The organism is Paraherbaspirillum soli, from assembly GCF_042654985.1.
Taxonomy (GTDB): Bacteria; Pseudomonadota; Gammaproteobacteria; order Burkholderiales; family Burkholderiaceae_D; genus Paraherbaspirillum; species Paraherbaspirillum soli.
In genome coordinates this window covers 49,673-63,767 of the sequence record NZ_JBHSMT010000031.1, presented here as the reverse complement: position 1 = coordinate 63,767, position 14,095 = coordinate 49,673, and the positions used below count along the sequence as shown (strand labels likewise).

Genomic DNA, 14,095 nt, shown 5'->3' with positions numbered 1-14,095 from the left:
AAAATGCGTCAATCACGCATCGCTAATAGTGGTGCGGTTTTCCCGACGATGCAAGTGTTTTTTGTCAGTTTATGCGGGATTTGATACGGAACTAAATAGTGCGATGTTGCTATAGGAGATGCGGGATTGGCGCCGATCCGCGGTGCGCGCAGGATTGATGTTGCTGCACTGGCCGGAAAGTCTTGCAAGTCAATGACTTGCAAGACTTTCTGGAGAGCTGTCGCCGGAGCTTGCGACAGGCATTTTCAATTAGCGCATGCCAGGCATCATGCCTTTCATGCTGCGCATCATTTTCATCATGCCGCCGCCTTTGAGTTTTTTCATCATTGACTGCATTTGGTCGAATTGCGACAGCATCCGGTTGACTTCCTGTACCTGCACCCCGGCGCCAGTGGCGATGCGGCGTTTGCGCGATGCCTTGATCAAATCAGGTTTGGCGCGTTCTTGCGCGGTCATCGAGTTGATGATGCCTTCCATCCGGCGCACTTGTTTTTCGGCTTGGTCCATGTTGGCGCCGCCTGCCGCTTGCTGGAATTGCGCAGGCAATTTGTCCATCAAGTTGGACAGGCCGCCCATTTTCTTCATTTGACCAAGTTGCGCCTTGAAATCGTTCAGGTCGAATTTGCCGCCGCCCTTGATTTTTTCTGCCAGATCTTTGGCCGCGGCGACATCGACACCTTTTTGGGCCTCTTCGACTAGCGCCAGGATGTCGCCCATGCCGAGGATGCGGTTCGCCATCCGGGTTGGATCGAAGGCTTCGAGACCGTCCAGTTTTTCAGCGACACCGGCAAATTTGATCGGCTTGCCAGTGATGTGTCGCACCGACAGGGCGGCACCGCCGCGCGCGTCGCCGTCCAGCTTGGTTAATACGATGCCGGTCAGCGGCAGTGCTTCGTTGAAGGCTTTTGCAGTGTTAATGGCATCCTGACCGAGCATCGCGTCGACCACGAACAAGGTCTCAATCGGCTTCACGGCGGCGTGAACGGCGCTGATTTCCTGCATCATCGCTTCGTCAATGCCAAGGCGGCCTGCGGTGTCGATGATCAGGACATCGTGATAGTGACGCTTGGCGTAATCCAGCGCGGCCAGGGCGATGTCGACCGGCTTGTCGGTGGGCTGGGTCGGGAAAAAATCGGCGCCGACCTGTGCCGTCACGGTTTGCAACTGGCCGATCGCGGCCGGTCGATAGACGTCAGCGGAGACCGTCAGCACTTTTTTCTTCTTTTGTTCGCGCAGATACTTGGCGAGTTTGCCGACGGTGGTGGTTTTGCCGGCACCTTGCAAGCCGGCCATCAGGATGATTGCCGGCGGTTGCGTTGCAAAATTCAGTTGCGACGCTTCAGGGCCGAGATCCGCACCCATCAACGACGCCAGCTCACGTTGCACCACGCCGACCAAGGCCTGGCCGGGTGTCAACGAGGCAATAACTTCTTCGCCGAGCGCCTTTTGCTTGACGTTGGCGATAAATTCTCGCACCGCCGGCAGCGCGACGTCGGCTTCCAGCAAGGCCAGGCGCACCTCGCGTAGCATGTCGGCGGTGTTGGTTTCGGTAAGGCGCGCTTCGCCGCGCATGGTTTTGACGACTTTGGCGAGGCGTTGGGTAAGATTGTCGAGCATGGGTGACAGCGTTTCCAGAAGAGGTGCAATAGGTCAATGCAAACTAGTGATTCCAAGTTGTACTAAAGGCAATCACGACGCCGCATGTAATCAGACATTTTACCTGATGCCGAAGGAAATTCGCCGCATGCTTGGGCCTGGCTCTAAAAACCTGCGCCAGGATTTGACGAGCTCGGCCGATCTCGGGGCTGTGTCCGGATGTGCAAACGAGGCGGTATTCATTGTCGACGTCGCGCCGCAGCAGCGCCACATGTTGTAAACTTACAAGATGCAAACATATCTTTTCATTCTGGCGGCGCTACTCTATATAGCTTGTGCCATATTGCCATCGAGTCGGCGCCAGACTATTTCGATTTCCGTTGCGGTCGCGTGGCTGCTGCATGGCGGCGTGTTGTGGGCCGATGTCGTCGGACCGCAGGAGCTGCGAGTAGGGTTTTCGATGATGCTGTCGGCGACATTGTGGGTCTCGGTGGCTGCCTACTGGCTGGAAAATCGTAACTACCCGCTCGATGGTCTGCGGATATTGGTGTTGCCGATGGCGGCTGTGGCCGCGCTGCTGCCTGCCGTGTTCCCGGGGAATATGGTGCCGTTGATTGGCAAGTCTCCGGTCTTCTTATGGCATATCGTGATTTCCATCCTTGCTTACAGCACGCTGACCATCGCCGCGTTTCATGCGGTGCTGATGGTGCTGCAGGAATCGCGGTTGCATACGCGGCCGGGCGGTGCCAAAGGCGGCTGGTTTGGCGTTGCGCTAGATCGGTTGCCGGCGTTGTTGACGATGGAGAAATTGTTATTTCGGTTAATCGCGTTCGGGTTCATCTTGCTGACCCTGACGGTGCTGTCGGGTGTAGTGTTCTCCGAAGAGCTGTTTGGCAAGGCATTTAGATGGGATCACAAGACCATCTTCACCATGTTGTCATGGGCTCTATTTGGCCTGCTGCTGGCTGGTCGCAAATGGCAGGGATGGCGCGGTCGGACCGCGCTTGGTTTTACTTTGACCGGCTTTGCCATTTTGTTCCTGGCATACGTGGGGAGTCGTTTCGTGCTTGAAGTTGTGTTGCATCGGGTATTGGTATGAAATTTGTCATTTTGATCGTGATCGTGTTGGCCGTGATCGTCTGGTTCCAGCGCTTAACAAGAAACATCGGCCGCGATCATGCCTCGTCAGGCAATCCATCATTTTCCAATCGTGCGGCGTCTTCAGCGCCAACCGAACCGCCGCTGGCCGAAGCAATGGTGGCTTGTGCGCATTGCGGTATTCACTTCCCGGCATCCGAGGCCGTTATTGATTCCTCCGGCACCGTTTTTTGCGGAATCGAACATCGTCGCCTGCATTCTTCTTGAAGTCCTGTTCGGCCAACAATGCGATGCGTGACCAGATTGTTTGGTCGGCGGGCAAGGTCTTGCGCCGGGGGTAAGGTTAAAAGCCGGCTGAAAATGGCAGCTAAATAAGGGATTAGATGATTGGATTGCGAATTATTCTTGAGGCAGGACATTAAAACATGACGATATCCACGCCCATCCAGAATGACGACAAGCCAGAGACCTTTTGGCGAACGCTACAGACCTTTAATGTTACGCGGGTAGTTGTTGCAATGGTGCTGCTGACCTATTTCAGCGTCCATGGCAAAGGCGACAGCTGGTTTTCCGGGTTATTCGCGCAGCGGGGAACCGGTGTCCTCTACCTGATATGTGCCATCGCTTTCATCGTGGTGGCGGCATATTTCCGCCGCCATCATAGGTTGCAGATCCTGCTGCCAATCGCGATGGATATCACCGCGGTTTCGATACTTTATATCGATGCGGGCGGCGCCAGCGGCGGGTTGGCGATCTTGTATCTTTTCCCTCTTGCGGGTGCGGCGATTCTGGCGCCGCTGTTGCTGGCGTTGTTTTTCGTATCGATTACGACGTTGATATTGCTGGGGGAAAGCTGGTATCAGATCCTGAAATTCATTCCAGACGCTTCTACCTTGCGTGCAGGCTTATACGGCGGGGTATTCTTTTTTGCGGTGGTGATCATTAATCGCCTTGCCGACAAGTTGATCAGGCAAGAGGAGTTGGCCACCCAGCGCGGCAAAGACCTGCGGGTGCAAATGGATATCAACCGGATCGCGATCGCGGATATGGGCGATGGTCTGTTGGTGGTCGATCCCGACGGCTCGCTCATGATGTCCAATCCGGCAGCCGAGCATATGCTGGGGCTGTCGTTTTCGGTAGAAGAGCCGCGTTACAATTTGAACGATTTTGCCTTGCTGGCGCCGATTGCCGATGCCTTTTTTGCGTGGGCGGCCGGGAGCCGCAATTTGCCGGGAGTGAATTCGGCAATTGTTGACGAGCCGGTTTTTGTGACCATCAAACACACTGATGACGTCGATCGGGACGCGGTGGGCTGGAGTTGGGGGCGGCGGCGGGAATTGGCGGCGCATTTGAAATTGCGTTTTGCGGCGGTCAGGGCGCGTGAGCCGAATGAATACCGTACCGTCATCTTCTTGCAGGATGTCAGTGAAATTGAAAATCAGGCGCAGCAGCTAAAGTTGGCATCAATGGGGCGATTGACTGCCAGTATCGCCCACGAAGTACGCAATCCCTTGTCGTCGATTTCCTATGCTGCGACGCTGCTGTCGGAGGATGTTGCAAGTGTGGCGCAAATGCGTTTGTTGACGATTATTAACGACAATGTGGCGCGCTTGAACCGCATGATCGAAGATATTCTGAAGTTGTCGCGCAAGGCGCAGCGACAGGCAGAGCCGATATTGCTGGCACCGCTGTTGATGGACATCGTCGTCGAATTTCAGCAAACCCATGCGGTTGAGCCAGACAAGGTCGAGCTACAGGTTGACGCTGACGATCAGCATCGGGTCTGGTTTGATCCTTTGCACTTGCGTGAGGTGGTGACGAATCTGTTGTCGAATGCAGTACGTTACGCCAGCGGCCGTCCGGGCGGCATGCGCTTGCATATCATGTCGAACGTGGCCAATCGACTGGAATTGCACGTGCAGGACGATGGCGAGCCGATCTCGCCAGAGGTGCGCGCGCACCTGTTCGAGCCGTTTTATACAACCTCCAGCAAGGGCACCGGATTGGGACTTTTTCTGGCGCGGGAGTTGTGTTTGAATAACGGCGCGTTGCTGGATTATGAATACCGCCACGATAACCAAGGCGAGGCGACCGGCCGCTTCGTGATTGCATTTGCCGCTCAGGATTCACAGTGAAGAATCGCTTCGAAGTATTTGTGTTGTTTAAAAAAAGACCATTGCCATGACTTCACCCCGTATCCTGGTTGTCGATGACGAAGCTCATCTGCGCGAACTGCTGGAAATCACGCTGATTAAAATGGGGCTTGACGTCGATAGCGCCGACTCATTGGCTTCAGCGCGTACTTATTTGGCACAAAACGCCTACGCACTTGTGCTGACCGACATGCGCTTGCCGGATGGGCTCGGAATCGAATTGGTGCGCGAAGTCACCGCTAGCGGCAAGAACATCCCGATTGCGGTGATTACCGCTTATGGCAGCGCTGATAATGCCGTCGTGGCATTGAAGGCCGGTGCATTCGACTATTTGTCGAAGCCGGTTGCACTCGATCAACTGCGCCTGATGGTGCAATCCGCCCTGCGAGTCGGTAAGCCGGCAGACACTTCTGCGCCGCAGTCCGGTTCAGCGGTTCGCAGCGGTAATGCTCTGCGCCTGCTCGGTCAATCCGCCACGATGCAAGAGTTGCGCGCGCAGATTGTGCGATTGGCGCGCAGCATGGCCCCGGTGGCGATTACCGGTGAGTCGGGCAGCGGCAAGGAACTGGCAGCGCGAGATATTCATGCGCTCAGCCCGCGCGCAGACAAACCTTTCGTTGCAGTCAATTGCGGTGCGATCCCGGAAGCCTTGATGGAGGCCGAATTTTTCGGCTACCGAAAAGGAGCATTTACCGGTGCGGCGGAAGATCGCGAAGGTTTTTTCCAGGCCGCCAATGGCGGTACGCTGATGCTGGACGAGGTCGCTGACTTGCCGTTGCCGATGCAAGTCAAATTATTGCGGGCTATTCAAGAGCGTCGGGTGCGCAAAGTCGGCGCAACGATGGAGGAAGTGGTGGACGTGCGTCTGGTCAGCGCGACCCACCAGAATCTGGCGGAATGCGTGGAATCCGGTAGATTTCGTCAGGATCTGTACTATCGTTTGAATGTGATCGAGTTGAAATTGCCGCCTTTGCGCGAGCGGCTGGATGATATCGGCCAGTTGGTCGAGACGATTTTAGGTCGTCTGTCATCGTTCGGTTCGCACGCGGCGCCGGCGGTATTGACGCAAGCGGCCTTGGCAGCCTTGCGTACGTATTCATTCCCGGGAAATGTGCGGGAACTGGAGAATATCCTCGAACGAGCATTGGCCTTTGCCAACGACGGCGTGATCGAAGTTGCCGATCTCGGCTTGAAGGTGACCGGCCTGTCGCCTGTCGAAAAACCAATACTTCCCGAGCTTGGAGACGAGATTCAAGTAAGCACGGTGCCTATTGTCGCCGCGACGCCGGGCGTGGTCGGCGCCGAGATGGCGCTGAGCGCATCGGAATTGCCGTCTTCGTTACCCACTCATCTGGACGATATTGAGCGCAACATCATTCGGCAAGCATTGGCGCGCACCCATTTCAACCGGACCAAGGCAGCCGACTTGCTCGGCATTAGTTTTCGCCAGCTACGGTATCGGATGCAACGATTGTCGATTCATGAGCAGGATTAGCGAGTCGTGACGATGGTGCAGAAAGCAAAAGATGGGACGCCAACGGAAGCATTGGAGCCGTTGACGGCTTCCTTGGATTTTCAGGTCGGTGCGGACGGCTGGTGCCGGCCGGGCCAAGTGGAGCGCCTGGCGTCACCGAATTGCGATGCGCGGCCGGATGGTTGCGCGATCGATCTGCTGGTGATTCACAACATCAGTTTACCGCCGGGGCAGTTTGGCGGCTCTTATATTGCCGACTTATTTGGCAATCGTCTTGACTATGATGCGCACCCATACTTTGAGCAATTGCGGTCGCTAAGGGTTTCCTCTCATTTCCTGATACTGCGGGACGGTGCCGTCAAGCAGTTCGTTTCCGCCAACGATCGCGCTTGGCACGCCGGGGTGTCGTGTTTTGACGGGCGCCAGCGGTGCAATGATTTTTCGATCGGAATCGAGTTGGAAGGAACTGACTTCGAACCGTTTTCCGATGTGCAATATCAGGCGCTGACAACATTGACCCATGCCCTGCAGTTGCGTTACCCTCTCGGCGCGGTGGCCGGGCACGAACATATCGCGCCTGGCAGAAAGACCGACCCAGGACCATTTTTTGACTGGCTTCAATACCAACAAGCGTTAGCGGAGTATTCGCTGCGAGCGCTTACCAACCTGTCATTGCGCTTCCCTGCAATCGACTAAAAAAGTCAATCGCATTCTGCGTTTTGTTACACGAAAAAAGTGCTACGCAGCATCGGTTAGACATTGCATCCACGATTTCTGGCCACTACAATTAGTGCAGAATTCGTGTAAAATACTAGATCTAGTATTTTTTGTAATTTCCTCTTTTGGCTGCATCAATTTGTCTATCTGCTTAAATAAGTTTTTTCCTCATTCGAGTGCGCATGTTGGATGGGCCATGCGCAGTCCCAATTTTGTCATCGGTCGAATTTGCTGCAAGCCGCATTTAGCCCTCGCGTTTTGGCCTATGCAGTCTGTACATCGCTTGTAAAAACAATGTACATCAGTGAATCCTGAAAGATTCAACGGTTCTAATTAACAACAGCAGACGCAATAAGTTCGTCTGTTTTCACAGTCTCGGGAGGCTCAGTGCAATCTACTCAAGAAATTTCCGTCAAATCATCAGCCGAAGTCGCTGGTGTTTCGCCATCCGCCGGTAGCGGCTCTCCCGTCAATGCATCCAGCAGTTTCGGCGACTACAGAATCATTCGCCGGAATGGCGCCGTGGTTGGATTCGAGCCGTCCAAAATCTCTATTGCCGTCACCAAGGCCTTCCTGGCAGTCAACGGCGGTCAAGGCGCTGCCTCGGCTCGGGTGCGTGAATTGGTTGAGCAACTAACCTCCAATGTCGTCGCAGCGCTGGTACGCCGGCAACCGACCGGCGGCACGTTTCATATTGAAGATATCCAGGACCAGGTCGAGCTGTCCTTGATGCGTTCCGGCGAGCATGACGTTGCTCGCGCTTACGTGCTGTACCGCGCCAAACGCATGGAAGAGCGCTCCCAGCAGCAAGCCGGCGGCACGGCGCCCAGCCCTAGCGCCGAGCTGTACGTGACCGAAGACGGTCAGCGCCGCGTGCTTGACATGAACCAGGTGCGCGACTTGATTACCGCAGCCTGTATTGGTCTGGAAAAACATGTCGATGCGGAAGCCATCCTGTCGGAGACGGTCAAGAATCTGTACGATGGCGTGCCGGTCGAAGAGCTGCACAAGTCGGCGATTCTGGCCGCCCGCGCTTTGATGGAGAAGGACCCTGCGTACAGCCAAGTCACGGCCCGCCTGTTGATGCACACAATCCGCAAGGAAGTGTTTGGCAAGGAAGTGGCCCAGGCGGATGCGCCGACCGAGTACCTTCAGTATTTCCCGAAATTTATCAGGAAAGGGATTGAAGCCGACTTGTTGGACGCCAAGCTGGAACAATTCGACCTCAAGAAGCTGGCTGAAGCGTTGGCGCCGGAGCGCGATCTGCAATTCGGCTATCTCGGCCTGCAAACCCTGTACGACCGTTATTTCCTGCACGTGCGCGATATCCGCATCGAAATGCCGCAAGCGTTTTACATGCGGGTGGCGATGGGATTGGCGCTCAATGAAATCAACCGCGAAGCGCGCGCGATCGAGTTTTACAACTTGTTGTCCAGTTTCGACTTCATGAGTTCGACGCCGACGCTGTTCAATTCCGGCACCCAGCGCTCGCAACTCTCGTCTTGCTACCTGACGACGGTCTCCGATGATCTGGAAGGTATTTACGACGCCATCAAGGAAAACGCGCTGCTGGCCAAATATGCCGGCGGCCTGGGCAACGACTGGACGCCAGTGCGTTCGCTGGGCGCCCATATCAAGGGTACTAACGGCAAATCGCAAGGCGTCGTGCCATTCCTGAAGGTCGTCAATGACACTGCGGTAGCGGTCAATCAAGGCGGCAAGCGCAAGGGTGCGGTCTGCGCCTATCTGGAAACCTGGCACATGGATATCGAGGAATTCCTCGATCTGCGCAAGAACACCGGCGACGATCGCCGCCGTACGCATGACATGAACACCGCCAACTGGATTCCCGACCTGTTCATGAAGCGCGTGATGGAAAAGGGCGCGTGGACCCTGTTCTCGCCAAGCGATACCCCGGATCTGCACGATAAGGTCGGTAAGGCTTTTGAAGAGGCTTATACCGCCTATGAAGCCAAAGCTGCGCGCGGTGAATTGCGTGTGTCCAAGAAAATCGAAGCGCTCGATCTGTGGCGCAAGATGTTGTCGATGCTGTTTGAAACCGGCCATCCATGGATCACCTTCAAGGACCCATGCAATATCCGTTCACCGCAGCAGCACGTCGGCATGGTACACAGCTCCAATCTGTGCACCGAAATCACGTTGAATACCAACGAGTCGGAAATCGCCGTGTGTAATCTCGGTTCGGTTAACCTGCCTGCGCACATGAAAGACGGCCAGCTGGACCATGCCAAATTGCAGAGAACGATCAATACTGCAATGCGCATGCTGGATAATGTGATCGATATTAACTATTATGCAGTGAAGAAGGCGCGTGATTCCAACCTGCGCCACCGCCCGGTTGGTCTCGGTATCATGGGTTTCCAGGATTGCCTGCATATGATGCGTATTCCTTATGCGTCGAAAGAAGCGGTCGAATTTGCCGATCGTTCGATGGAGTCGGTCTGCTACCACGCGTACTGGGCTTCGACCGAACTGGCCGAAGAACGCGGTCGCTACAGCACCTACAAAGGCTCGTTGTGGGACCGTGGCATCCTGCCGCAGGATTCGCTGAAGCTGCTGGCTGAAGAGCGCGGCGGTTATCTCGAGGTAGATACGTCCGAATCGCTGGATTGGACTGGATTGCGTGCTCGCATCAAGGAGTTCGGCATGCGTAATTCAAATTGCGTAGCGATTGCACCGACCGCGACCATCTCCAACATTATTGGCGTATCGGCTTGCATCGAGCCGACCTATCAAAACCTGTACGTGAAGTCGAACCTGTCCGGCGAGTTCACTGAAATCAATGAATACCTGGTGCGCGACCTGAAGGCGCGCGGCTTGTGGGATGAAGTGATGATTTCCGACCTCAAGTATTTTGACGGCAGCCTGGCCAAGATCGACCGTGTGCCACAAGATCTGCGCGATATCTACGCGACCGCATTTGAAGTCGAGCCGTCCTGGCTGGTAGAGGCGGCATCGCGTCGTCAGAAGTGGATCGATCAGGCGCAATCGTTGAATATCTATATGGCTGGCGCATCCGGCAAGAAGCTCGATGAGACCTACAAGCTGGCATGGTTGCGCGGCCTGAAAACCACTTACTACCTACGTACCATCGGCGCCACACACACTGAAAAATCGACTTCCAGGACTGGTGCATTAAATGCGGTGTCGGTCGACGGCGGCGCCAGCGGCGGTGCAGTAGCGACTTACGCACCTGCAACGACGGCAACGCAGGAATTTGATGGGCCTGCATGCACGATGCGTCCGGGCGACCCGGGGTTCGAGGAGTGCGAAGCCTGCCAATAAGCGGACTCGCACAGTAACCCTGCAGGAAACACAGTGGCAATTGCCACTGGTAATGGATATGGCAGGCTTGGCGCAACCAGGCCTGCCAATCGAAGACAAAGTGAAGGAAGAAAGTATGCTCTCTTGGGATGAAGAAGTAAGTTCGGCACCCGCCCCTCGTACAGCGCCGATGCCGGCGCAGCCGCAAGTGCAAACAGCGCAGTCCGCAGCTTCGGCGCAGCCGCAAATGCCAGCCGCGCCCGGCGTGGATGCGACGAGTCGCGTCAATGCCGCCGACAAGCGCATTATCAACGGTCATACCGACGTCAACCAACTGGTGCCGTTCAAGTACAAATGGGCGTGGGATAAATATCTGGCAGGTTGCGCCAACCACTGGATGCCGCAGGAAATCAACATGCAGCGCGATATCGAGCTGTGGAAAAATCCGAACGGCCTGACCGATGACGAGCGTCGTCTGGTCAAGCGCAATCTGGGATTTTTCGTGACCGCCGACTCGCTTGCCGCGAACAATATCGTGCTGGGCACCTACCGTCACATCACTGCACCGGAATGCCGCCAATACTTGTTGCGCCAGGCTTTTGAAGAAGCGATTCACACCCACGCATATCAATATATTGTTGAATCGCTGGGTTTGGACGAAGCCGAAATTTTCAACGCCTATCATGAAGTCAAATCGATCCGCGACAAAGACGAGTTCCTGATTCCCTTCATCAATACGCTGACCGATCCTGAGTTCAAGACCGGCACGATTGAAAATGATCAGAAATTGCTGCGCTCGCTGATCGTGTTTGCCTGCATCATGGAAGGTCTGTTTTTCTATGTCGGCTTCACGCAGATCCTGGCGCTGGGTCGGCAAAACAAAATGATGGGCGCGGCCGAACAGTACCAATATATTCTGCGCGACGAATCGATGCACTGTAACTTCGGCATCGACCTGATCAACACCATCAAGATGGAAAATCCGCAGCTGTGGACGCCTGAATTCCGCGACGAAATTAAAGCGTTGTTTTTAAGCGCGGTGGAGTTGGAATATCGTTACGCAGAGGATACAATGCCGCGTGGAGTGCTCGGTTTGAATGCGCCGATGTTCAAAGGGTATTTGCGGTTCATCGCAAATCGCCGCGCGCAGCAAATCGGACTGGACCCGATGTTCCCTCAGGAAGAAAATCCCTTCCCCTGGATGAGTGAGATGATCGATCTGAAAAAAGAGCGCAACTTTTTTGAGACCCGCGTCATTGAATATCAAACCGGCGGTGCACTGAACTGGGAATGATGGGTTCGGATTTCCGACATGAATAACGAGGTGGATGGAGACATGCAGCGGTTAGTACATAAAAAAAGACTGCGCAACTGAAAGGTAATATCCAAATTTAATGAACAGTCAAAGACAGAAACGTTCTTATCTGTTGTCGCCGCTTACCCCGATTCAGTCGGGCATGGCGGCGTTTTCTTTGGAAAAACCGCTTCCTTTTTGTAACAGTATTCCGACGCTGGCGAAGCCGCCGGCGTTTTTCTAGGCTATAGGTCGCCGCCGATAGGTGCTGCGAATATTCTTTTCCCGATCAAGGCGTTGAGGGAAAGAACCTAGCCGACAATGGCTGAAGTGCTGCATCGATGAGGGGATGGAGCAGTTCAGCTGGTGCCGAATTCATTAGCGCAAGCAGAATTGATTGTGCCGATGAATAATCCGCCGCCCTCCTCGCGATGGGGGTGGCGGGTTTCCAACTTGGAGCTTGATTTTTTCCATCACGTGAAGGAGAAACAAAATGGCAACAGCAACAAAAAAAGCCGCAGCGAAGAAACCCGCTGCGAAGAAAGTAGCGCCGGCCAAAAAGCCAGTAGCTAAGGCCGCAGCAAAACCTGCAGTTAAAAAGCCAGCCGCTAAGGCCGCAGCTAAGCCTGCAGCCGCAAAGCCGGCAACCAAGGCAGCAGCAAAGCCTGCAGCCAAGAAGCCGGTAGCCAAGGCAGCAGCAAAACCTGCAGCCAAGAAGCCGGTAGCCAAGGCAGCAGCAAAACCTGCAGCCAAAAAGCCGGTAGCCAAGGCAACAGCAAAACCTGCAGCCAAAAAGCCGGTAGCCAAGGCAGCAGCAAAACCTGCAGTCAAGAAGCCGGTAGCCAAGGCAGCAGCAAAACCTGCAGCCAAAAAGCCGGTAGCTAAGGCCGCAGCAAAACCTGCAGTTAAAAAGCCGGTAGCCAAGGCAGCAGCAAAACCTGCAGCCAAAAAGCCGGTAGCTAAGGCCGCAGCAAAACCTGCAGTTAAAAAGCCGGTAGCCAAGGCAGCAGCAAAACCTGCAGCCAAGAAGCCGGTAGCCAAGGCAGCAGCAAAACCTGCAGCCAAAAAGCCGGTAGCTAAGGCAGCAGCAAAACCTGCGGCTAAACCCGTAGCTAAGCCAGCAGCCAAGCCCGTTGTTAAAAAGGCCGCAGCGAAACCTGCAGCCAAGAAGCCAGCGGCTAAACCAGCAGCTGAGCCGGCAGTTAAAACGGTGCTTAATCCGGCAGCGGCTTGGCCGTTCCCAACTGGCACGCGTCCGTAATTTCGCGTTTGTCAGGCAACCTGAATCGTTTCAGGTGCACCACCCGCTGTATGGCCTAGTGCTATCCAGCGGGTTTTTTGTTTGGGTGTAAAGCATTGTTTCGAGGTGCCCGATAGTTGTAGTGTGGGTGCCGGGACGGATGTAGAGGTGCTCCTGGGTGAGCGGATGATTTGGAAGTGGACCAATCGCATGTTTAATCTGGAAAAGGAAAACACTTCGTGCTGCAGAACATTTTTACCTTAATTATCGAAACTGTCGCCAGTGTTTTGGGCGGCGTATTGTTACTGCGATTCTGGATACAGGCGGTACGTGTGCGACCGCCGCAGCAATTGGCGCATTTCATCTTTACGCTGTCCGACTGGATGGTCCGGCCCATGCGGCGACTGTTGCCAGGGTTTAGCGGTTACGACTGGGCCAGCCTGCTCTGTGCGGCGCTGGTCGCGGTTCTATGCATACTGCTGGAACTCGGCGTCAGGTCGGCACTGAACGCATCGCTGATATTCAGTTTGTCGGCGCTACTGTTTTTTCAATGGATATTTTATGGGTTGATCGCGCTCTTGATCGTCGAGGCGATCTTTAGCTGGGTCAATCCGCAAGCGCCGCTGGCGCCATTCGTCCGGGCGCTGAATGAGCCCTTGTTGCGGCCGTTGCGACGGGTTATTCCGCTGATCGGCAACGTCGACCTGTCGCCGCTGGCTGCCCTGATCCTGTTGCGGATCGTGCATCAACTGGTGATTTATCTGATCATGTCGCTGGCATGACCAGAGAGACGGGCGGCGGATCCGGGCCAAGGCGCGGAATATGGTGCTCAGCAATTCCCGGCGGGATCCGGCTGGCATTGCAAGTTATGCCAAATGCCAAGAAGAGCCAGGTGATCGGGCCGTTTGATGATGTGCTGAAAGTGCGTTTGCAGGCGCAGCCGATAGAGGGCAAGGCGAATGAAGCGCTGATTCGCTATCTGGCGGAGTCGCTCGATGTGCCGCGTAGTGCGGTCAGCATCACTCATGGGCACACCAGCAAACGCAAGATGGTCGAAGTCCATGCGCCGCATTTGACCGCGGAGACGGTTCAACAGGTGCTGTTGGCGCTTGTCATATAAGGCCACCTCTAAAAACCTACTACGCGGCCCAATCTCGGGGCTGTGATGCTCGCCGTACAGTGGTTCGACTCCAAGTGTTACAACATCGTCGCCCCGACCTTGGGCCGCTCGCTACGGT

The 14,095-nt window shown here is 55.1% G+C and carries 11 protein-coding genes; 10 read left to right on the top strand and 1 reads right to left on the bottom strand.

The window, feature by feature from the left end:
• Positions 1 to 249: 249 nt before the first annotated feature.
• Positions 250 to 1,617 carry a signal recognition particle protein gene (gene ffh / locus ACFPM8_RS20965; RefSeq protein ID WP_379000649.1) on the bottom strand — a complete coding sequence of 456 codons (1,368 nt, stop codon included), beginning with the start codon at positions 1,615 to 1,617 and terminating at the stop codon, positions 250 to 252.
• Between the two features lie 268 nt (positions 1,618 to 1,885).
• On the opposite strand from ffh, the gene ACFPM8_RS20960 reads away from it, so the two are divergent.
• From ACFPM8_RS20960 to ACFPM8_RS20915, 10 genes are all read left to right on the top strand, one after another.
• Positions 1,886 to 2,695, top strand: a complete 810-nt coding sequence (locus ACFPM8_RS20960; RefSeq protein ID WP_379000647.1) for a cytochrome C assembly family protein — start codon at positions 1,886 to 1,888, stop codon at positions 2,693 to 2,695.
• Positions 2,692 to 2,961: a PP0621 family protein gene (locus ACFPM8_RS20955; RefSeq protein ID WP_379000645.1), complete on the top strand. Its 270-nt coding sequence runs from the start codon at positions 2,692 to 2,694 to the stop codon at positions 2,959 to 2,961. The genes ACFPM8_RS20960 and ACFPM8_RS20955 overlap by 4 nt, the downstream gene beginning before the upstream one ends.
• Positions 2,962 to 3,119: 158 nt before the next feature.
• Positions 3,120 to 4,829 carry a sensor histidine kinase gene (locus ACFPM8_RS20950; protein ID WP_379000643.1) on the top strand — a complete coding sequence of 570 codons (1,710 nt, stop codon included), beginning with the start codon at positions 3,120 to 3,122 and terminating at the stop codon, positions 4,827 to 4,829.
• Between the two features lie 46 nt (positions 4,830 to 4,875).
• On the top strand, positions 4,876 to 6,342 hold the full coding sequence (locus ACFPM8_RS20945) for a sigma-54-dependent transcriptional regulator (RefSeq protein ID WP_379000641.1): 1,467 nt from the start codon (positions 4,876 to 4,878) through the stop codon (positions 6,340 to 6,342).
• A gap of 12 nt (positions 6,343 to 6,354) precedes the next feature.
• On the top strand, positions 6,355 to 7,017 hold the full coding sequence (gene ampD, locus ACFPM8_RS20940) for a 1,6-anhydro-N-acetylmuramyl-L-alanine amidase AmpD (protein WP_379000851.1): 663 nt from the start codon (positions 6,355 to 6,357) through the stop codon (positions 7,015 to 7,017).
• Between the two features lie 408 nt (positions 7,018 to 7,425).
• Positions 7,426 to 10,344, top strand: a complete 2,919-nt coding sequence (locus ACFPM8_RS20935; RefSeq protein ID WP_379000639.1) for a ribonucleoside-diphosphate reductase subunit alpha — start codon at positions 7,426 to 7,428, stop codon at positions 10,342 to 10,344.
• Positions 10,345 to 10,459: 115 nt separating this feature from the next.
• Positions 10,460 to 11,617, top strand: a complete 1,158-nt coding sequence (locus ACFPM8_RS20930; protein WP_379000637.1) for a ribonucleotide-diphosphate reductase subunit beta — start codon at positions 10,460 to 10,462, stop codon at positions 11,615 to 11,617.
• 493 nt (positions 11,618 to 12,110) lie between these two features.
• Positions 12,111 to 12,878, top strand: coding sequence for a histone (locus ACFPM8_RS20925; RefSeq protein WP_379000635.1), 768 nt, complete (start codon positions 12,111 to 12,113; stop codon positions 12,876 to 12,878).
• 218 nt (positions 12,879 to 13,096) lie between these two features.
• Positions 13,097 to 13,639, top strand: coding sequence for a YggT family protein (locus ACFPM8_RS20920; protein ID WP_379000633.1), 543 nt, complete (start codon positions 13,097 to 13,099; stop codon positions 13,637 to 13,639).
• Positions 13,636 to 13,977, top strand: a complete 342-nt coding sequence (locus tag ACFPM8_RS20915; protein WP_379000631.1) for a DUF167 domain-containing protein — start codon at positions 13,636 to 13,638, stop codon at positions 13,975 to 13,977. The genes ACFPM8_RS20920 and ACFPM8_RS20915 overlap by 4 nt, the downstream gene beginning before the upstream one ends.
• Positions 13,978 to 14,095 lie beyond the last annotated feature (118 nt).